Raw genomic sequence first — 20,222 nt, 5'->3', positions numbered from 1 at the left:
CAAAAAAAGAGGACAGAAGTGAAAAAAATCTGGATGATAATATTTCTATCGACGAGTCTTGCATTTGGTCAAGCTAATGAAAGACTTTTGCTCGATATTGATGCGGCTATTAAATTAGCCCTCGAGAACAATCCGAATGTTAAAATTGCGCGCATGGAAGTTAACAAATCGGAAGAAAAGTTCAGGGAAACAGTAAGTGGATATTATCCCAAAATTGACGCAAGCGCGCAGTATCAGAGATATATCAATAAACCGGTTATCTTTTTACCGCCCGGCTCCCCTTTCGGTCCAACGCTAGAAATTGGGTCGGACAATTCTTACAATGCGGCAGTCAGCCTTAGCTTACCGATTTTTTCGCTCTCGTTAATCGAGGGTACGAAAACCGCATCGCTGGGCGTTGATATCGCAAAAGTTAATTTACGCAATATCGAAATTAAAACAGTTGCTAACGTAAAAAAATCGTTTCTCGGTGTTTTGCTCGCACGTGAATATAAAGTTGTTATGCAGCAAAGCTTAAAAAATGCACAGGATAATCTTGAAAATATAAGAAAACTAAATGCTCAGGGACTCATGTCGGACTATGATCTACTGCGAGCTGAAGTTCAGGTTGAAAATTTAAAACCAACCGTATTACAGGCTGAAAACAGTTATAAACTGGCGCTCGATGGTCTTAAAGTAACAATTGGTCTGGACGCTTCGAAAAATATCGATGTTACAGGTGAACTATTGTACGATGAAAATTATATTCTTCCAGATTACAATTCAGTGCTTGAGGATGTAATGAAAAATAATCCGCAGCTCGAACTTCTCAACAAACAGGTTGAAATAAGTCAAAAAAGTGTATCGCTTCAAAAAGCTGCTTATTTCCCGTCTCTGGCAGCTTTCAGTAACTATCAATACCAAACGCAGTCCAATGATTTCAAATTTCAGGATTATAAATGGGTAAAAACTTTCCTGGTTGGGGTACAGGTTCAACTGCCGATATTCAATGGCTTTAAAACAGATGCGCTTGTTGAGCAGGCTGAAATTTCTCTCAACCAGGCTACTGAGCAAAAGGAAGGATATTTAAAAGCAATAAAAACTCAGATCAGTAGCGTTATTTATAATATATCGCAAGCAGTGAAAAGAATCCAGGCTCAGTCAAAGACAGTCGAGCAAGCACAAAAAGGATACGAAATTGCTAAAACAAGACTCGAAAACGGACTGAGTACACAGCTCGAAGTAAATGACGCCGAACTTGCTTTAAGGCAGGCTAAGTTAAATCGACTTCAGGCTATCTACGATTTTCACTCTGCTCTTGCCGATCTGCACGAATTAACGGGTAAAAGTTTTAATTATGAAATCAAGGAGAAATAAAATGAAATCGAATAAAATTGTGCCGGCTTTATTACTTCTTTTATTTGTAGGACTTGCAGGTTGTTCTTCAAAAAAAGAAGAAGTTAAAACCGATCGACCGATTCCTGTGGAAGTAACAAAAGTGGTTAAGTCCAGTATTGAAAGAGAAATAGAACTGGTGGGAACTTTGCAGCCCTGGAAGGAAGCAAATTTAGGGGCTCAAACGACAGGTAGAGTAGAAAAGATTTTTGTTGAAGAAGGGAGCTTTGTGAAAGAAGGTGATCTGCTTTTTCAGATGGATGATACTCAGTTAATTCAGGCTAAACTTCAGTATCAATTAGCAAAAGATAATTACGAAAGAATTAAGCCTCTCTACGAAAACGGTTCAGTTTCACAGTCACAGTTTGACCAGGTAAAAGCTAATTATGAATCCGCCGAAAAGTCGTATAATCTTCTGCTTACCAATACACAGTTCAGAGCTCCATTTTCTGGTGTGGTTACAGCCAAAAGATTGAACGACGGAGAAATCTTTTTACTTGCTCCTACTGGGGGAGCTCCCGCAATAGTAACGATTATGCAATTAAATCCTCTTAAACTGATGCTTGGCATAAGCGAGTCTGACTTTAATTCTGTGAAAATTGGACAGACGGTTATCATTAAAACCGATATTTATCCAGAAGAAGAATTTAAAGGAGTAATTAATAGAATCAATCCGGCAATTAATCCAACCACACGGACTTTTCAGGTAGAAGTTAAAATATCGAATGATAAAAATCTTCTAAGGCCTGGTATGTTTGTTAGAGCTTTTGTCCAGATAGGAAGTAAAGAAGGAATAATTATAAATCGCTCTGCCGCATTGAAACAACTCGGTTCCGATGCCTACTATGGCTTCGTTGTCCAAAACAATAAAGCAAAACGGGTTGAATTAAAATTAGGCAAGGAATTTAATTCCGAAGTGGAAGTTATTAACGGTTTGTCCGAAGGCGATTATATTGTGACGAAAGGACAGGGTCTTCTCAAAGACGGTTCAGCCGTTGAAATCAAAGCTAAAGTAGAGTAAAAAGGAGACAGAGATGAACTTACCAGAAATTTCAGTAAGACGACCGATAACGACTATAATGCTTTTTATTGCGATAATTATTATTGGTTTAGTTTCCTTTCAGAGGCTTCCTATTGATTTATTTCCTGAAATTGATCCACCTTACATAAGCGTCCTGACACAATATCCAGGCGCAAGCGCACAGGACGTCGAAATTAACGTCAGTAAGAAAATCGAAAGTGGTTTGAGTTCTGTTACAAACCTTAAAAAGATTTCTTCTGTTTCTATTGATAATATTTCCGTTGTGCAGCTCGAGTTCGAATATGGCACAAATCTCGACGAAGCTTCGAACGATATTCGTTCTGCCCTTGAATTTGCAAAGCGAAATCTTCCCGACGACGCCGAAGACCCAATTATATTTAAATTCAGTACAAATATTTTTCCTATTCTCTTTATTGCTGTTCAGGCAGAAGAAAGTTATATCGGGCTAAACAAACTTGTCGAAAGAGAGATTATCGATCCGCTTAAACGGGTTAATGGTGTAGGTACCGTTCAGGCATTCGGTGGTCCTGTAAGACAAATATTAATTAACGTCGACGCTAAAAAGCTCGAAGCTTATAATATCTCACCTGCCGAAATATCCCAGATATTACAATCTGAAAATCTAAACATCCCCTCCGGCTCAATCAAAGTAGGTGATATGGAGTACAATCTCAGAGTACCCGGGGAATTTGCAAATGTTAATGATATCAAAAACATTGTAGTATCTCAAGCGGGTGGTAAGTTAGTTTATCTTAAAGATGTAGCTGTTGTAAAAGACAGTTTAAAAGACAGGTCAATAGATGTTCGACTCAATGGCGGTCGCGGGCTCTTTATTATTATTCAAAAACAATCCGGCGCAAATACTGTCCAGGTGGCCGAAGATGTTAAAGAAAAAATCGAGGAACTAAAAAAGAATCTTCCATCAGACGTTAAAATTGATATTACTCAGGATTCTTCGGAATTCATAATACAATCTGTGAATAATCTTGCCGAAGCTGTTTTACTGGGAGCTGTTTTTGTTACGATTGTGGTTCTCCTTTTCCTCAGAAAATGGAGAGCTACATTTATAATTGCATTGACATTACCAGTATCTTTAATCGGCGCTTTCATTTACCTCTATTTTTCGGGCAATACAATAAATATTATATCGCTCTCTTCACTGTCGATTGCTGTGGGATTGGTTGTGGACGATGCAATTGTTATACTTGAGAATATAACGCGTCACGTCGAACGTGGAGCTCGACCGAGAGAAGCTGCGGTGTTTGGCTCTTCAGAAGTAGGTCTTGCTGTGGCTGCTGCTACTTTTACGATCGTAGCGGTATTCTTCCCCCTGGTGTTTATTTCAGGTATCGCCGGAATTCTTTTTAACCAGCTCGGATTTCTTGTTACGGTAATGATTCTCGTTTCCTTGTTGGCTGCACTGACGCTCATCCCGATGCTTTCTTCAAAACTGTTGAAATCGAGAAAGGAAGAAAAACCAATAAAGAATCCGCTTCTTAAAAAGATAGACTCCAGTTTGTCGTCTACATTAGAAAGCATCGATGACTTTTATACAAAAGTTCTTGCGTGGGCATTGGATCATCGCAAGACAGTTGTCTTAACGGCTATTTTAATTTTTGCCGGTTCACTGATGCTTTTGGGTACGTTGGGAACAGAATTTATTCCTAAATCGGATTCTTCCCAATTCCAGCTGACGTTAGAAATTGAACCAGGCAGAAAGCTCGAAGAAACAATAAAATACGTTAAAGAAATAGAGCGCATTGTAAAAGAAGACTTTCCAGAAGTTCAATACATGACAGCTCGCTCAGGTGTTAACGACCAGGGCTTTTCATCTGTCTTGTTCGGACAGAGCGAGGGTACTAATATTGCCACTTTCCAATTTAAAACATCCAAAATAAACGAAAGGAACCGTTCTATATTTGAAATGGCAGACGCCTTGAGAGAACGACTTAATTCTTTTGTCGGAATCAAAAGTATAAGCGTAAATACTGCGGGAGCAGGCGCCTTTTTAACTGGTGCAACCGGTGCCCCCGTAGAAGTCGATATTATTGGTCCCAACCTCGATGAATCCTACAAAGTTGCCAATCGACTTAAAGATTTTATGAATTCAATCGAAGGCACTCGTGACGTTCGAATTGATATTGGTGACCCGCGTCCAGAATTGCAGATTATTTTACAACGCGATAAAATGGCTACAAGCGGATTGAACACAGCCATGGTGGGTAACGCTCTTAGAAGTCATTATTACGGCATTACTTCAACTACATATAGAGAGCTGGGAGATGAGTATGATATCTTCATCAGTCTCCCTCCCGAAAAGAAAACAAGTATCGACGATATCGAAAACTTGCCCATTAAAACACTGCTTGGTACAACGGTTAGACTTAAAGACGTAGGTAAAGTAGTTCAGGCATATTCGCCTCCGACAATCAAAAGAAGAGAACAGGAACGAGTTATTGCAGTGCTGTCAGACGTTGAAGGTAGATCACTCGGTGAAGTAACTTCGGATATTCAGAACTTTGTTGACGGCATCGAACTTCCTCCGAATACTACTATTGAATACGGAGGACAAATCGAGCAACAGAGCGATACATTTAAAGACCTTCTATTACTACTTGCATTAAGTGTTGTACTGGTTTATATGGTAATGGCGGCACAATTTGAATCGCTGCTCGATCCTTTTATTATCATGTTTTCTGTCCCCTTTGCATTCACGGGCGTATTCATTGCTCTCTTTATAACAGGCATTCCATTTAGCGTTATTGCATTCCTCGGAAGTATTATGCTCGTTGGTATTGTTGTTAAAAATGCTATTGTGCTTGTCGACTTTACGAATATTACAAGAGCACGCGGTTATCAATTGCGGGAGGCTATAATTTATTCGGGTAGAAACAGGCTGCGTCCTGTATTGATGACTACACTTACAACCTTGCTTGGACTCTTGCCTCTTGCCGTCAGTACCGGCGAGGGTTCGGAAATATGGCAACCACTTGGTATATCAACTATCGGCGGACTATTCTTCTCTACATTGATAACGTTGATCCTTGTTCCTGTTCTCTATTCGTATTTTGAAACTAAAGTTAAACAGAAAAAAATTGTTGACTGAGAGGTGAAAAATGAAAGCAGTAATGATAGTATATAATCACGGAATTACGGAAGAAGTAGACGAAAGTCTGGAAAAGCTTTCAATACGTGGATTTACACGCTTTATTAACGTGCATGGTCAGGGCTCGGATAAAGGCGAGCCCCACCTTGGCACACATATCTGGCCCAGTCAAAATGCCGTTGTCTTAACAGTTATTGAAGACAGCAAAGTTGAGCCATTGCTCGAGGAAGTAAAAAAAATAAATAAAGAAGCGGAAGAACAGGGTATTCATGCATTTGTGTGGAACATCGAAAAAATGGTTTGACTAACGATGAAATTCTAAGGTAAAAGAGGAGATTATTTATGCATAGCATAGAAACAATCAAACTCTGGGAATCGTTTCGGTTCGGAGTCAGAGAGGCGTTACTGAGTCTTTCAGCTACAGCAGCCCTCTCTCTCTTCGTAGCGTGGGTTTATTATGTTACCCATAGAAAGAAAGGTTACAGCAAGGAATTCATTCAAACGCTCGTATTTATCAGTACAGTTGTCTCCTCGATTATGCTTGTAATCGGTAATAATCTGGCTGGAGCTTTTGGACTGATCGGTGCTGTGTCGATTATTCGCTTCCGTACAAAAGTCAAAAATCCACAGGATACCGCTTATATCTTTTTCGTAGTGGCTATCGGAGTTGCTTGCGGTTTTAAATACTATTATGTTGCTCTGGCATCTACTCTCTTTATAGGTACACTCCTTATTATCTTTTCTAAACTTAACCTGGTTGAAAAAGAAGTTGCCCCTAAATCCCACATACTCAGAATTCTTGTAAATGATTTAAATGAAGGCAAAACAACGATTGAAAAATTGCTGGATAGAGAAGTGGAATGGTGGGATATTTATCAGCTCAAAACCGATAAGTACGATAAACTCGTGGTCGACTATGTGGTCAATTTGAAGAGCAGCACCCCCGTTAAAGTATTTCTCGATTTCATTTTTAATAATGCCGAAAACCTTTTTACAGTTCTGGAATTTAAAGATGCGTAAACTTTCATTTGTCTTTTTTCCAATTCTATTTGTTCCATTTATTCTTTATCCTCAAAAGAAGGTGGAGTACAACGGTTATTTTGAAATAGGTGGAAAAGCAGAGTACAATGGAATTTATATCGAAAGCTATTACAAAGCTAAGATGGAGTTTGAATATAAAATTAACAATAATACGAAAGTAGAAGTCGATATTAGAGGAAATTCAGAAGATAGAGAAATTATACTTTATAAAGCCTCGGCAGAATTTGAATTGCTGGAAAACCTCGAACTCGAAATCGGTGATTTAAAGAAAAGATTTGGATACGAGGAGTGGACTTCTCGTGAAAAACTTCCAACAATAAGACGCAGTATCGTTAATCGTTATCTCGAACCGCTGGGATACGTAAATCGTGAACCGGGAATCCATATTGAATGGGAAAAGGAAGATTTTTTATTGTCGGGTGGCGTCCATTACAACGAGTCGCATACTGCCAGTTATGTAATTAAAGCCGTTAAAAAATCACTCTGGTCTTTAGACGGCGCATTTGCAAATCTACAGATAATTCGAACTCGCGATACTGAAATTCCCAATGCAACCGCATTTAATGCTGGAATTTTCGATACGATAGCGGGAATTGCGTCGGTCCTTGAGTTTTATTACGGTTTGGATCCAATTGAATCACACTACAGCGCATTAAGTGGTTGCGATAACGATGTTTATCTCGGCGCTGCAAGATTTATCACATCAAAAGTATTTCGGTTCAATGGAAAAATTCTCACTGGTTTTGAACCAGTTCTTTCAGGAGCCTTGCTTGTGAATAATACAGATTTTATGGACGTAAACAAAATCCAGCTACTGCTGGGATGTAATTTTTATTTTAACGATAGTGCGCGATTAATGATAAACGGTGATCTAATAACAAATAATTGTCTTTATAATAAATCAAAACGATCGTTAACGGATAGCAATGTTATGATTCAGCTGCAAGTGAGATGGTAAAAATGAGAAGTAAGTATCTACCTCTTTTTTTGCTCTCGATAATAATTGTATCGTGCGATTTTATTACTGAGCCACCAGTTGTTCAAAATTATGATCTTCCTGTTTACATTTTAGAAATGTCAGAAGAGAACTATGGGCTCCTAAAGAAAAATGCATATTCGGATCTCAAAGTTACAGCCCGATTAAATGTTAATGGCAAAGAACAAAGAGTTAAGATAAGGCATCAGGGATTTAGTTCACGAGGCAATTTTAAAAAAAACTATCGAATATTTTATGAAGAAGGATGCGACCCTTATTTTGGATGTTCGGAAGTTATATTGAATTCACAAGCCATTGATCCTTCAACGATGAGATCGTTCCTTGCAATTGAAATCTTCAAACATACTGACCTGCTTACTTTTAAAGTTCAACCGGTTGTTCTTTACATCAATAATACCTACGAAGGGCTCTATTATTTAATAGAACCAATTGACGAAACTTTTTTTATCAAGAGGAATATTAAAACGTCGGAATTATACAAAGCTTACAACGGATTTGCATTCTTTAACTACGATGATTTACCAGATGTGCGGAAAGGCTATGAAAAAAAATTCCCAGATGACAAAAATTATCACACGCTTGAAAAGTTGATTTCAATTACGAGCTCCACCGGAGACAATTTCCCGGAAGAACTTGAGAAGATATTTGATGTGGATAAATTTTTACAATACTGGGCTGTAACGGTTCTTATTTGTAACTGGGACGGTGTGATTCATAATTTTTGTTTAAGACGGGACGCCGTTACAAATAAATTTGAAATTGTACCGTGGGATCTCGACAGAACCTTCATGTGGGAGAATGACAGAACTGCTTTCCCGGGAAACAATTATCTAATTCAAGAACTTATGAACTATCCTCACTACAGAAAACTGTATAAAGATCATTTCAACCGACTACTTGACAAAGCATTCAATACCTCAATTTTAAACCCTAAAATCGATTCGATGAAAGCCGTTATTTATCAGGCTTATAATAACGACAGGTGGCTGAAAGCAAATAATTTTGACATTGACATAGAATCTGAAAATCTTAAGCTGTTTATCGAAAGAAGAATTGATTATATAAAAAATCAATTGGAAAATTTTAACTGAACGCCGAATAGACTATCTTTGTAATCAAATATTTAGAGGAGTAAATGAAGTATTCAGCGATTGTTTTTGACCTCGGTAATGTACTGATTCCATTTGATTATAATAAAGCAGTTGAAAAAATTAATAAAATTAAAGATGGTCTGGGTAATAAATTTGCTCAGCTTTATGCAGATAATTACGAGTTTCACAGAGATTTTGAAAGGGGAAAAATTAGTCGCGATAATTTTCTGGATAAAATGTACGAATGGCTGGAGGGCAAAGTCGACCGTGAAGAATTTTGCAGAATCTTTTCGGACATTTTTACAACGAATGATAACGTCATAAAATTGCTACCCCTGTTGAAAAAAAATTACAAGCTTTTTCTTCTTTCCAACACCAACGAAATTCATGAGGAATATGGATATTCTCATTACGAATTTCTGAAATATTTCGATAAACTTTTTCTTTCGCACAAAGTTGGAGCGGTAAAGCCCGAAGAAAAGATTTACCGAGCGGTAGAGTCGTACACCGGGGTGCCTTCTCCAGAGCACCTTTTTATAGACGATATTCAGGAATATGTTGACGGAGCCAAAAGGTGCGGATGGGACGCCATTAGGTATACCGATTATAATTCTTTGGTTAATGAACTGAATACACGAAATATTAATCTCGACGGTTTATCCTGAAATCCATTTTTTCCAGATATCGGGTCGATATCCAAGCGTTACTTCGTTTCCGTTCCTGACTATTGGTGTTTTTAAAAGCAGCGGGTCGTTCAGCAATTCTTCTTCGATATCGTAAACCATATATTCGAGATTTCTTTTTTTATATTGTTTGCCTTCCCTGTCGATTAAATTATCAATATTAATTTTTCGGGTAATATTTCCCAGCTCTCCTTTTGTCAGTCCTTTCTCGGTTAGATCTCTGAAATGATATTTAACACCTCTTTCTTTAAAGAATCGTTCGGCTTTTTTTGTATCGTTGCATTTTTTTGTACCAATGATTTGTATGTTCATGCTATTCCCTTCCTCAAACGATTAATCTTGGTTGCCAATTTGCAAAGTGATATTTTAAAAGCACTGAAAATTAATTAATGACGGAGTAACAATGAATCTAAAAAAATTTTTTCTAATAAGTATTATAGGAATTTCACTTATGAATTGCACTACCGAAAAGAAAGATGACTTTAAATATGTTGCCGAGCAATTTGCCGATTTGAGAATTCAAAGATATAAAATTGATAATTTCGACAAACTGACTCTTCAACAGAAAAAACTTGTTTACTATCTCTATCAGGCTGCTCTGGCAGGAAGAGATATTATTTGGGACCAGAATTACAAACATAATCTTTACATCAGAAGGACTCTCGAGGGAATAGTAAAAACTTACAATGGCGACAGGAACGACCCTCAGTTTGCAAAATTTATGGAATACACGAAACGCGTCTGGTTTTCTAATGGTATACATCATCATTATTCCAATAAAAAATTTCAACCTGAATTTTCAAAGGAATACTTTGCAAAACTTGTAAGAGGTTCGGACGAGTGGGAACTTCCGCTACAAAATAATGAAAGTGTAGACGACCTCATTGACAAACTAACGCCTATTTTATTCGACCCGAATGTATCGCCAATTAAAGTAAACCAGGACCCAAATGCCGATCTGATTCAAACCTCCGCAGTAAATTTTTACGAAGGAGTAACTCAAAAAGAAGCAGAAGATTTTTACAAGAGTCTTGCTGATCCAGAAGATGTACGACCTGTTTCATACGGACTAAATTCCAAGCTTTTTAAAGAGAACGGTAAAATATTTGAACGTACATGGCGCTATAAAGGAATGTATCATCTGGCGATCGACAAAATTACTTTCTGGCTTGAAAAGGCGAAAGAAGTAGCAGAAAACGAACAGCAGAAAAAAACTATCGATCTTTTAATTAAATACTATGTGACGGGCAATCTAAAGTTATGGGATCAGTATAATATTGAGTGGATAAAAGATACAAATTCGGTTGTCGACTTTATTAATGGATTCATCGAAACATATAACGACCCACTCGGTTACAAAGCTAATTTCGAGTCGGTAGTTTCCTTTAAAGATTTCGAAGCAACAAAAAGAATTAAAGCAATTAGCAACAATGCACAATGGTTTGAAGACAATTCGCCCATAATGCCCGAGCATAAAAAGAAAAATGTCAAAGGGATATCTGCAAAAGTAATTACGGTGGTTGTGGAATCGGGAGATGCTTCCCCTTCGACCCCAATAGGAATTAATCTTCCCAATGCTAACTGGATTAGAAAAGAATACGGTTCGAAGTCTGTCAACCTCGGAAACATAGTTCATTCATACAACAAAGCTTCTGAAAGTAGCGGATTAATCGAAGAATTTGCCGCCACGCAAGAGGAAATTGAACGTGCCAAAAAATATGGCGCACTTGCAAGCGATCTTCATACCGACATGCATGAGGTGATAGGACATGCATCTGGACAATTGAATCCCGGCGTAGGTCAGCCGAATGAAACGTTGAAAAATTATGCATCTGTTCTTGAAGAAGCTCGAGCAGACCTTGTGGCTCTCTATTACATCATGGATCCGAAACTTGTTGAAATCGGTGTGATGCCTTCTCTCGAGGTCGGTAAAGCCGAATACGATAGTTATATTAGAAATGGATTGATGACCCAGCTTGCTCGAGTCCAACTCGGAGACGACATCGAACAGGCTCATATGAGAAACCGACAGCTCGTTTCTAGATGGGTATACGAAAAAGGAATAAGTGAAAATGTGATAGAAAAGAAAATAATAAACGGAAAAACTTATTTTGTTATTAACGATTATCAGAAGTTACGTAAATTATTCGGCGAACTTTTAAGAGAAATACAAAGAATTAAATCAGAAGGCGATTACGAAGCAGGCAAAAATCTCGTGGAAAACTACGGCGTTAAAGTTGATAGAAAACTCCATGAAGAAGTTCTGGAACGCTATAAAAAACTTAATATTGCGCCCTATGCCGGCTTTATTAATCCCGTACTGATACCAGTAATGAACGGGGACGAAATTATTGATGTGAAAGTTGAATATCCAGAAGACTTTACAGAACAGATGCTCTATTACGCAAAAGAATATTCGTTTTTACCCACATACAACTAATCTGATAAGAAAAAGTGAGAGGGAGATGCTCAAAATCTCCCTCAACTTTTTCTCGAATCACTTCATATAAACAAGTTTAATCGACTTCTTGAATGCACCTCCTGAAACAGTAAAGATATAAACGCCTGATGAAAGCTGCTCCCCTTCGTCGTTCTTTCCGTCCCAGTAAAGATTAATGATATTTGAATTGTTCGGAGTATACTCAAAAGTTTTAACTTCCTGTCCAAGTAAATTGTAAATCTTAATCTTAATATTTTCTTTGACTGCCTCGGCAGGCAGAGTAACAGTTATATTTACCTGAGAATTGAATGGATTTGGGTAGGCTTTTATTCTGAATTCTGCTGGCAGTTCGTCCTCTTCGTCAACAGAGATAATGCCTCCGTCGTTACCTTCACCTTGCTGTCCCTGAACACATTCAATACATACTGTATCACCTGGTTCCAGACATAAAAACGACGTATAGGTAGACAATACATGATATTTTGTACTTAAATCGATCAGTTCAAGTATCTCTTTATTTGTTAAATATCCATTTTCAAGATTGTCGATATACCATCCCGTCCACATCTGAGCTGTAGTGCTGTCGGCATTGGAAATTTCGCTTTCGTCAATATTCAAAGTCGACGTAAATGGTTGGGCATCATAAATTCCAGAGGCTTTTATTGTAAAAGGGAACGTACCGATAAATTTGCCTATTTGTATAATTGGTTCACTTATGTTTACTGAAGTCTCGGCGTTTTTTAAGTTGAGCCTGCTAAAACAAAAGCCTGATGCGAGAGTGGTGTAAAGGTCGAATGAAGTTATCATTCCTTTTAGTTGCTGGAAGAGTTCGTTCATTGTTGCAAGTGGGTTGTCGTTAAATCTTTTGTAATCCCCACCGGTTAGTCTAGATAGATTGGTGTAAAAGTATTCATTGCCCAGATACGACCTGTTGCCGAAATAATAGTAGTAGTAATTATTGTTGTTGAAATCGAAAATGTATGTGGGTGGTAAGGAAGAATAATATGTTTGCAGGTCTTTCATAAGCTGGTTAGCCTGCTCGAAACTGCCAAACTGATCTGAAGAAGCCAGCAGGTAAACCACAGCGCTGTCGTTGTTATTCTGGAGAAAGCCGTAACCGTCACTTAATAATGTAGCTAAGTTGCTGTATGAAGAAAGATTATTGTCTTTAAAATTTTTCAGAACCGAATTAATTGAATTCGAATCCGCATTAATCCAATTATCATTCAATCTTTGAGTTCCAAGCATCGAATAAAAGATATTGAATTGATCGTTTTCGTTAAAATTCATTTTTATCAATGTTTTTAAATTATCTACGATGTCGTCTTTCGATAAAGTAGTTTTCCGTACATCGTAATCGATAAGGAATAATACTTTGCTTTTCTTTTTCTCGATAATTGTGTTTCCGGGAAAAAGAGCCATTTGATAGTATCCCGTTTCACCCTCTTCGTACTTTCTGAGGTATACTCCGTTAATCATTGGATTGGGGTATTCGATGGCAAAACTCGACGGAAGATTGGATACATCCTTCATTGAAATATATCTGTAGTTTACCGGATATTCGGTACCTGACGATTCATCAAATTCTCCTTCCTTACCTGTCAATGTCGGATTTATCCATTCTTTATAATTCATAGTTGCTATTTCAAGCGCTTTAACTGGTTTGTTTGCTGAATTCAAAATGTAGTAGGGCAGTGGAATTCGGGTTTTTTCCGTGTACCAACTATTGGGCACCAGATACTGAATTTTGAATTTTCTGAAAGACTTTGGGAAAAGGGGATAGATGCGCAATTCGTAATAGTTGTTTAAGTGCTTGTACAATATTGCGGGATCGCGTCGGCGATTGACGATATTTTCATAAATTGTGGAGGCCGTCCATGTATCGAGCAGAAGTCCTTTACTAATTTCTTCTCCTACCCACAGCCACAGGTCGGTTACTACACTTCCTTCTGGCAATGAAAAACTAAGTACAATTTCGAGCTGCTTGTTGTTACTTAAATAGGTATCGGTAGTAGCGACTTCAAGAATGAGATCGATCTTACTGAAAACGCCCGCCGGCGTAACAACTATCTGGGCCTTGTTGATTATCGGGTTGTAATGACCCCACTCGTGCGGATCGTTAATTGATAAATAAGAAGTCTGAGCATTGATAGATAGCGTTAGTACAAATAGAACGAAATTAAATGTAAATTTTTTTAACATGATGCCCTCTTTAATTATTACATAAAAAATTTATATTACCAATAATTGTTCCAGTTGTTAATAAATATTAAAGCAGTTTTACTGACTTTTTGAAAATGGGAAGCGCAATATTTTCGTAATACTGAAAATATTTCGTGTAATGAAAATATTTTGAAATTTATTTACTATTTTATTGGCATGGATATAAGATTAGTAGTTTTCGATCTCGACGGTACGCTTGTAAGTTCACACAAAACTATCTATGCGGCTACTGTTGATACTTTTAACCGCCTTGGTATTGAACATAATTTGACGGAAGAAAAATTTTATCCGCGAATTGGTCTTCATTTCGAAGATATTTTCGAAGAGTTTGGAATTGAAGTAGCTGACTTCAAAGAATTTATTGGGGTTTATAAATCGATATATTTCGACTATATAAATTATTCCGAGCTTTATGAAGGTGTGAAAAGCCTGCTTGTTGAATTAAAGAAAAGTGAAATCAAGCTCGCTCTTTTGACCACCAAATCGCAGGAACAGGCAGAACTGATTTTGAAGCATTTTGATATCGATTCGGAATTTGATTTTATAATGGGTCGTCGACCTGGTTTTGAGCATAAACCTTCGCCTCAGCCGCTTCTTTTTATTTGCGAAAGCTTAAAGATTATTCCGTCCCATACTTTAATGGTAGGCGATACCGAACTCGACATTATGTGTGCAAAAAACGCAGGCGCTAAATCGTGTGCAGTTACGTACGGTTATCGTTCTGCAGAAGACTTGAGAAGACTCGATCCCGAACTGATTGTCAATTCGCTCGATGAACTCAGATTGAGACTTAACGGAAAAATAAAATGAAATCAATTATTCTTCGTTTCTACGAAGAACTAAATGATTTTCTGTCGCCCTCTAAAAGAAAAGTTCCATTTGAATATCAGTTTTACGGAAACCCATCGATCAAAGATGTAATCGAGAGTTGCGGAGTACCACATACTGAAGTCGACCTGATAATTGTAAACGGCAATTCGGTTGGTTTCGACTATCGAATAAATAACGGCGATTATATTTCAGTATATCCAGTATTCGAATCGATTGATATTAATCCCGTACAAAAATTAAGGCCTGAGCCACTGAGAAATCCAGCTTTCATTCTCGATGTGCATCTGGGTACACTTGCGCGTTATCTCAGAATGTGTGGTTTCGATTCAATCTACAGAAATGATTTTACTGACCAGGAAATAATTGATATATCCACACGGGAAAAAAGATGTATACTTACCCGCGATGTCGGTATACTAAAAAACAATAAAGTTCTCAGAGGTTACTGGATTAGAAATCAAGTACCGGTCAAACAACTTAAAGAAGTAATTGAAAGATTCGACCTCGCCAATGCGATAAAACCTTTTTCTCTTTGCATCAATTGCAATATAAAACTATATAAAATAGAGAAAGAAAATATTGAGAACTTACTGCCTCCTAAAGTAAAAAAAATACATACTGAGTTTTACCGCTGCCCGAATTGCAAAAAAATTTATTGGAAAGGCACGCATTACAAAAGTATGACCAATCTTATTCGTCTGGTTCAGAACAAAGAAAAACAATGACGGTCTTTTTCTAAATTGTCTTTAAATTATATATTTCACTAAAAGGAGTAATCAATTATGAATTATAGATTGAGTGAAATATTTATTTATCCTTTCAAGTCGCTGGGAGGAATTTCTGTTAAAACTGCTGAGGTTACCGACAGAGGACTTAAGTACGACAGACGATTCATGCTCGTCGACGGCAAAGGCAATTTCCTTACTCAAAGAAAATTGCCGATTATGGCTTTAATAAAACCAGAAATTATTGAATCTGGTTTTCGTCTCAGATATATGAAAGATAACAGAACATTCGAAATACCATTTAGTCCAGAAGCCCACGAAAGTCTAAAAGTGAAAATCTGGGATGACGAAGTAGCAGCCTTTCTGGTTTCGAAGGAAGCCGATAGATGGTTCGGCGAAATTCTAAATGTCGATTGTCGGCTTGTTTTCATGGATGAGTGTGTAAAAAGGTACGTGGATAAAAAATATGCCACTCGAAATGAACTTGTAAGTTTTGCCGACGGATTTCCGTTTTTGATCATTGGCGAAGAATCACTGAGCGATTTAAATTCCCGCATGAAAGTAAAAATTCCGATGAATCGTTTTCGTCCCAATTTTGTTTTTAAAGGAGGCGCACCGTACGATGAAGATAAGTGGGAATCTTTTCTTTTGAATGGAATCAAATTTTATGTAGTAAAGCCGTGCTCGCGTTGCGTGATTACAACCGTCGACCAGACGAATGGTGCAAAAAGTGAAGAACCGCTCAAAACTCTTTCTCTTTATCGCAAAGAGGGTAATAAAATATTTTTTGGACAAAATTTATTGCACGAAGGAACCGGAATCGTTGAAACAGGTTCACTCGTAACAATAACAAAATGGAAATAAGTTTTGTAATGGAGTGAATATGGAAAAGTTAAAAGCATTTTTCAAAACCACGTTCTTCGGTGGATTTCTAATTGTATTGCCGGTTATCCTTTTGATTTTTGTACTCGATTGGTTCTTCAATTTTTTAACCGACGAAATAAGACCGGTTACAAACATCCTGGTGGAAACAGCGAGACTTAACGAACTGATTGCGTCGGTGGTAGCAATCTTGATAATCCTGCTCGTCTTTTTTTTAGTGGGTTTGCTCGTAAGGACTAATCTTGGTAGTTATCTGATCGGATTTCTGGAGGAGAAAATTTTAAAACGTGTTCCGCTCTATAAAATCATAAAAGATACAGTAATAAATCTATTTGGCGACGAAAAATTGATTTTCAAGGGCGTAGCATTGGTCAAGCCATTTGGCAACGATACGATGGTAACGGCTTTTATTACCGACGAAAGTTTAGAAGGTTACACAACTGTATTCATACCATCGGCGCCAGCTCCGACGGGAGGATATATCTATCATATCAAAAATGAATTTGTTGTTAAACTTGACTATCCGGTTGAGCAGGCAATGCGAACGGTTTTGAGTCTTGGCGGTGGCACGGGTCAGATGCTCTCTGCTATGATAGAGAAGAAGTCATAGTTCGACTTTGTGACGGGTCTGACCTTCACCGATAACAACAAATTTTCTGGTTGTTAATGCTTCGAGTCCCATCGGTCCATAAGCATGAAGTTTAGAAGTTGAAATTCCGATTTCAGCACCCAGCCCCAGCTCTCCGCCGTCGGCAAAGCGGGAAGAAGCATTGACCATCACACTAGAAGAATCGACGTCTCTAATGAATTTATGAGCGGTAAAAATATTTCCCGTTGCAATCACGTCCGTGTGGTTGGAACCATATTTTGTAATATGCTCTACGGCTTCTTCATAACTGTCGACAACTTTTACTGCTATAATTAAATCGAGATACTCGGCGTAGTAGTCTTCTTCCGTAGCTGGAATTGCATCGGGAACATATTCAATTGTCTTATCACATCCGCGAACTTCGACATTCTTCTTTTTTAAGACAGAAGCAGCTTTGGGTAAGAATTCAGCAGCTATATCTTTATGGACGAGCAATGTTTCAAGAGCATTACAAACCGCAGGTCTGGAAGTTTTTCCGTCGATTAAAAGGTTTAAAGCAAGTAACGTGTCTGCGTCCTTGTCAACATAAAGATGACAAACACCCTTGTAGTGCTTGATAACTGGTATTCTGCTATTCTCGGTAACAAATCTTATTAAACCTTCGCCACCACGCGGAATAACCAGGTCAATATATTCTTCCAGCTTCAGAAGTTCTTTCATTGCTTCTCTATCTGTAGTGGGGATGAAAGTAATTATATCTGGATTAACCCCGACTTTTCCAATTCCCTCTTTGAGAGCTTCGACAATTGCGATATTGGAGTTAAAAGCTTCTGAACCACCTCGCAGAATAACCCCATTGCCACTTTTCAAACAAAGTACAGCAGCATCGGAAGTGACATTTGGACGGGCTTCGTAAATTATTGCAATAACTCCAAGAGGAATTCGCATAGTACCGACCTTTATTCCGTTTGGGCGTGTTTTTATATTTTCGATTGTACCTACCGGATCGTCGAGCTGTACTATTTCTTTTATTGCTTTAATCATTGAATCAAGCCGATCGTCGTTTAATTTAAGGCGGTCAAGAAGTGCGCTGCTCAATCCTTTTTCTTCTGCCGTCTTAAGGTCGGTTTTATTGGCTTCAATTATTTTTTTTCTCGATTTATCCAGACTCTCAGCCATCGAGATTAGCAATTTATTTTTTGAATTTGTGTCGAGTGTGGCGAGTTTACGGGATGCATTTTTACACTTTTGTGCGAGTTTTATCAATTCGTTTTCCAATTTTACGTACCTCTTTTTAGTTTTCAATAATTATTAATTCGTCGCGATGAACTACTTCATCCGTAATAATAAAACCAAGTATCTTTTCGATTTCGTTACTCTTATGTCCCTTAATTTTCAGTAGATCGAAGGAATTGTACTGCGTAATTCCTTTTGCAATCGGTTTGTTCGAATTGGATTTGTCGCTATAAATATCGACCGCATCGCCTTGCTTGAATTCTCCTTCAATTTTTGTTATGCCGGAAGGAAGAAGCGAAGCTCCTTTTTTCATTATAGCCAATGCAGCGCCGTTGTCTATAAAAATTTTGCCTCTTGAATTAACTGCGTGCAATAGCCAGTGCTTGCGTGCATTTATAGGCGAAGTCGTTTTTTTGAAAAGCGTGCCTCTAACTTTATTCCTGGATAAATCGTCGAACACTTCTTTCTTTGTAGCATTAATAATAATGGTGTCAATGCCGATGTTAGTCGCTTTCTGAGCTGCTTCAACTTTTGTTTTCATGCCGCCGGTGGCAATCGGGTTTTTCGACTTGCCAGCCAGACTGAAAATTTCGTCTGTGATTTTATTTACAACTGGAATTAATTTAACGTCGTTTTTTTTCTTTGGATCGGCGTTGTATAATCCATCAATGTCCGAACAGATGATTAACAGATCTGCTTCGGTCAGCATTGCCACATAGGCCGCGAGATTGTCGTTGTCGCCAACTTTTAATTCTTCTGTAGCAACAGTATCGTTTTCGTTAATGATCGGAAGCGTGCCCAGCTCAATCAATTTATTTAAAGTGTTTTTCGCATTTACAAAACGACGTCGATTGTGTATGTCGTCGTAAGTCAACAATATTTGCGAACAGGGGAAGTCAAAAAAACGGCTCCATAGCGAGATCAACATCGACTGACCAATAGCGGCCAGAGCCTGTTTTTCGGGAATGGAACGATGATTTTTTTTCGACAATGCGGGTTGAGTACTCAAACCAGCCGCTACAGCTCCCGATGATACAAGTATTATTTCTTTACCGGAATTAATTGATCTGGAAATGAATTCTGCAATCGGCAGTAAATACCGCGTTGAACATTTACCGTCTGGCGCAATAATTCCACTTCCCACTTTTATTACCGCTCTTTTCCAATTACCTAATTTTACGCTTTTCATAAATATTCGAGATTTTTATGTATAAATATACGTGATTATGTATAATAATGCATTTGTGTAAACTAACTTTTATTAATATTCATAAAAATAATGCTGAATATCGAGCATTATTACAACAGTCCATTATATCAACACGCCCCACCATTCCAGATTGTTTTGAATCGAATTCGACGGGCTTTCATCTAACTTTCTACAATGATAAAACTATCCCAATTATTTAATAAAAAAGAAAGGTAGAATCATGAATAAATTTCTTTTAATAATCGCTCTTTTGTTTTCGCTTAATCTTTTTGCACAACAGAAAAGTACACCACCTTTTCTAATAGAAAACGAAAGTAAATATACTTTCGCAGAGACAATCGATAGCTTGAATATTCTGGGAAATCAAAACGGGTGGAAGTTAGTAGCGAAACACGATCTCCAACTATCACTTAAGAAAAATGGTAAAGAAGTTTTAGCGGTCAATATCATTGAATTATGCAATCCTGAGTATTCATACGTAGTATTAAAGGAAGACATATCAAAACAAGTTTCGGCTTTAATGCCTTGTAGAATTTCGGTATATGAAAAGTCGGACGGCAGGACATACATCTCTCGAATTAACCCTGAATTTTTATCAGCTTCTTTTGACAATTCCGAAGGTTCTGTCATGGCAAAAGCCATTTCTGATATTGAAGGCATATTAAGCAGATTGCTCAAATGACGCCGAATAAAAATCATCGACGCTTATTTCTTGATAATCAATGTTATATAATTCTTTTCTAAATATACAG

General features: G+C 37.7%; 18 protein-coding genes. 14 read left to right on the top strand and 4 right to left on the bottom strand.

What is annotated here, in order from left to right; all coding sequences use genetic code 11:
* Positions 1 to 18 precede the first annotated feature (18 nt).
* Genes ACUN8G_RS09205 through ACUN8G_RS09170 form a run of 8 tightly spaced genes read left to right on the top strand, consistent with a single transcriptional unit; the run spans position 19 to position 9,316 of the window.
* Positions 19 to 1,356, top strand: coding sequence for a TolC family protein (locus ACUN8G_RS09205; RefSeq protein WP_437346779.1), 1,338 nt, complete (start codon positions 19 to 21; stop codon positions 1,354 to 1,356).
* A gap of 1 nt (position 1,357) precedes the next feature.
* Positions 1,358 to 2,395: an efflux RND transporter periplasmic adaptor subunit gene (locus tag ACUN8G_RS09200; RefSeq protein WP_437346778.1), complete on the top strand. Its 1,038-nt coding sequence runs from the start codon at positions 1,358 to 1,360 to the stop codon at positions 2,393 to 2,395.
* A 13-nt stretch (positions 2,396 to 2,408) separates the two neighbouring features.
* On the top strand, positions 2,409 to 5,522 hold the full coding sequence (locus tag ACUN8G_RS09195) for an efflux RND transporter permease subunit (RefSeq protein ID WP_437346777.1): 3,114 nt from the start codon (positions 2,409 to 2,411) through the stop codon (positions 5,520 to 5,522).
* Between the two features lie 10 nt (positions 5,523 to 5,532).
* Complete coding sequence (locus tag ACUN8G_RS09190; RefSeq protein WP_437346776.1) at positions 5,533 to 5,826, top strand: PG0541 family transporter-associated protein; 294 nt, start codon at positions 5,533 to 5,535, stop codon at positions 5,824 to 5,826.
* Between the two features lie 38 nt (positions 5,827 to 5,864).
* Complete coding sequence (locus tag ACUN8G_RS09185; RefSeq protein WP_437346775.1) at positions 5,865 to 6,542, top strand: DUF4956 domain-containing protein; 678 nt, start codon at positions 5,865 to 5,867, stop codon at positions 6,540 to 6,542.
* Positions 6,535 to 7,521 carry a porin gene (locus tag ACUN8G_RS09180; protein WP_437346774.1) on the top strand — a complete coding sequence of 329 codons (987 nt, stop codon included), beginning with the start codon at positions 6,535 to 6,537 and terminating at the stop codon, positions 7,519 to 7,521. The genes ACUN8G_RS09185 and ACUN8G_RS09180 overlap by 8 nt, the downstream gene beginning before the upstream one ends.
* 2 nt (positions 7,522 to 7,523) lie before the next feature.
* Positions 7,524 to 8,651 carry a CotH kinase family protein gene (locus ACUN8G_RS09175; protein WP_437346773.1) on the top strand — a complete coding sequence of 376 codons (1,128 nt, stop codon included), beginning with the start codon at positions 7,524 to 7,526 and terminating at the stop codon, positions 8,649 to 8,651.
* Between the two features lie 44 nt (positions 8,652 to 8,695).
* A complete protein-coding gene (locus ACUN8G_RS09170) occupies positions 8,696 to 9,316 on the top strand; it encodes an HAD family hydrolase (RefSeq protein ID WP_437346772.1) in 621 nt (206 codons plus the stop codon).
* Here the strand turns inward: ACUN8G_RS09170 and ACUN8G_RS09165 are convergent.
* Positions 9,308 to 9,646: an arsenate reductase family protein gene (locus ACUN8G_RS09165; RefSeq protein ID WP_437346771.1), complete on the bottom strand. Its 339-nt coding sequence runs from the start codon at positions 9,644 to 9,646 to the stop codon at positions 9,308 to 9,310. The genes ACUN8G_RS09170 and ACUN8G_RS09165 overlap by 9 nt on opposite strands.
* Positions 9,647 to 9,737: 91 nt before the next feature.
* Between ACUN8G_RS09165 and ACUN8G_RS09160 the strand changes: the two genes are divergently transcribed.
* Positions 9,738 to 11,774: a dipeptidyl-peptidase 3 family protein gene (locus ACUN8G_RS09160; protein WP_437346770.1), complete on the top strand. Its 2,037-nt coding sequence runs from the start codon at positions 9,738 to 9,740 to the stop codon at positions 11,772 to 11,774.
* A gap of 57 nt (positions 11,775 to 11,831) precedes the next feature.
* On the opposite strand, the gene ACUN8G_RS09155 is transcribed toward ACUN8G_RS09160, so the two are convergent.
* Complete coding sequence (locus ACUN8G_RS09155; protein WP_437346769.1) at positions 11,832 to 13,976, bottom strand: T9SS type A sorting domain-containing protein; 2,145 nt, start codon at positions 13,974 to 13,976, stop codon at positions 11,832 to 11,834.
* A gap of 150 nt (positions 13,977 to 14,126) precedes the next feature.
* Here ACUN8G_RS09155 and ACUN8G_RS09150 point away from each other — a divergent pair, with 150 nt between their 5' ends.
* Genes ACUN8G_RS09150 through ACUN8G_RS09135 form a run of 4 tightly spaced genes read left to right on the top strand, consistent with a single transcriptional unit; the run spans position 14,127 to position 17,045 of the window.
* On the top strand, positions 14,127 to 14,807 hold the full coding sequence (locus ACUN8G_RS09150) for an HAD family hydrolase (RefSeq protein WP_437346768.1): 681 nt from the start codon (positions 14,127 to 14,129) through the stop codon (positions 14,805 to 14,807).
* On the top strand, positions 14,804 to 15,553 hold the full coding sequence (locus tag ACUN8G_RS09145) for a Mut7-C RNAse domain-containing protein (RefSeq protein ID WP_437346767.1): 750 nt from the start codon (positions 14,804 to 14,806) through the stop codon (positions 15,551 to 15,553). The genes ACUN8G_RS09150 and ACUN8G_RS09145 overlap by 4 nt, the downstream gene beginning before the upstream one ends.
* Before the next feature lie 57 nt (positions 15,554 to 15,610).
* Positions 15,611 to 16,417 (top strand): MOSC domain-containing protein, encoded by an 807-nt coding sequence (locus tag ACUN8G_RS09140; protein WP_437346766.1) that lies wholly within the window; start codon positions 15,611 to 15,613, stop codon positions 16,415 to 16,417.
* 19 nt (positions 16,418 to 16,436) lie between these two features.
* Positions 16,437 to 17,045, top strand: coding sequence for a DUF502 domain-containing protein (locus ACUN8G_RS09135; RefSeq protein ID WP_437346765.1), 609 nt, complete (start codon positions 16,437 to 16,439; stop codon positions 17,043 to 17,045).
* On the opposite strand, the gene ACUN8G_RS09130 is transcribed toward ACUN8G_RS09135, so the two are convergent.
* Positions 17,040 to 18,302: a glutamate-5-semialdehyde dehydrogenase gene (locus ACUN8G_RS09130; RefSeq protein WP_437346764.1), complete on the bottom strand. Its 1,263-nt coding sequence runs from the start codon at positions 18,300 to 18,302 to the stop codon at positions 17,040 to 17,042. The two genes, ACUN8G_RS09135 and ACUN8G_RS09130, sit on opposite strands and share 6 nt — an antisense overlap.
* A gap of 16 nt (positions 18,303 to 18,318) precedes the next feature.
* Positions 18,319 to 19,449, bottom strand: coding sequence for a glutamate 5-kinase (gene proB, locus ACUN8G_RS09125; protein ID WP_437346763.1), 1,131 nt, complete (start codon positions 19,447 to 19,449; stop codon positions 18,319 to 18,321).
* A 241-nt stretch (positions 19,450 to 19,690) separates the two neighbouring features.
* Here proB and ACUN8G_RS09120 point away from each other — a divergent pair, with 241 nt between their 5' ends.
* Entirely contained in the window at positions 19,691 to 20,152 is a 462-nt protein-coding gene (locus ACUN8G_RS09120) for a DUF302 domain-containing protein (RefSeq protein ID WP_437346762.1), read from the top strand.
* Positions 20,153 to 20,222 lie beyond the last annotated feature (70 nt).

Source organism: Melioribacter sulfuriphilus (genome assembly GCF_052656625.1).
This window is presented reverse-complemented; position numbering and strand designations above follow the sequence as displayed.

Excerpts from the sequence above, each read along its gene's own strand:
- ACUN8G_RS09200 (WP_437346778.1), top strand. The coding sequence starts at position 1,358 with ATGAAATCGAATAAAATTGTGCCGGCTTTATTACTTCTTTTATTTGTA.
- ACUN8G_RS09195 (WP_437346777.1), top strand. The coding sequence starts at position 2,409 with ATGAACTTACCAGAAATTTCAGTAAGACGACCGATAACGACTATAATG.
- ACUN8G_RS09190 (WP_437346776.1), top strand. The coding sequence starts at position 5,533 with ATGAAAGCAGTAATGATAGTATATAATCACGGAATTACGGAAGAAGTA.
- ACUN8G_RS09185 (WP_437346775.1), top strand. The coding sequence starts at position 5,865 with ATGCATAGCATAGAAACAATCAAACTCTGGGAATCGTTTCGGTTCGGA.
- ACUN8G_RS09180 (WP_437346774.1), top strand. The coding sequence starts at position 6,535 with ATGCGTAAACTTTCATTTGTCTTTTTTCCAATTCTATTTGTTCCATTT.
- ACUN8G_RS09175 (WP_437346773.1), top strand. The coding sequence starts at position 7,524 with ATGAGAAGTAAGTATCTACCTCTTTTTTTGCTCTCGATAATAATTGTA.
- ACUN8G_RS09170 (WP_437346772.1), top strand. The coding sequence starts at position 8,696 with ATGAAGTATTCAGCGATTGTTTTTGACCTCGGTAATGTACTGATTCCA.
- ACUN8G_RS09165 (WP_437346771.1), bottom strand. The coding sequence starts at position 9,646 with ATGAACATACAAATCATTGGTACAAAAAAATGCAACGATACAAAAAAA.
- ACUN8G_RS09160 (WP_437346770.1), top strand. The coding sequence starts at position 9,738 with ATGAATCTAAAAAAATTTTTTCTAATAAGTATTATAGGAATTTCACTT.
- ACUN8G_RS09155 (WP_437346769.1), bottom strand. The coding sequence starts at position 13,976 with ATGTTAAAAAAATTTACATTTAATTTCGTTCTATTTGTACTAACGCTA.
- ACUN8G_RS09145 (WP_437346767.1), top strand. The coding sequence starts at position 14,804 with ATGAAATCAATTATTCTTCGTTTCTACGAAGAACTAAATGATTTTCTG.
- ACUN8G_RS09140 (WP_437346766.1), top strand. The coding sequence starts at position 15,611 with ATGAATTATAGATTGAGTGAAATATTTATTTATCCTTTCAAGTCGCTG.
- ACUN8G_RS09135 (WP_437346765.1), top strand. The coding sequence starts at position 16,437 with ATGGAAAAGTTAAAAGCATTTTTCAAAACCACGTTCTTCGGTGGATTT.
- proB (WP_437346763.1), bottom strand. The coding sequence starts at position 19,449 with ATGAAAAGCGTAAAATTAGGTAATTGGAAAAGAGCGGTAATAAAAGTG.
- ACUN8G_RS09120 (WP_437346762.1), top strand. The coding sequence starts at position 19,691 with ATGAATAAATTTCTTTTAATAATCGCTCTTTTGTTTTCGCTTAATCTT.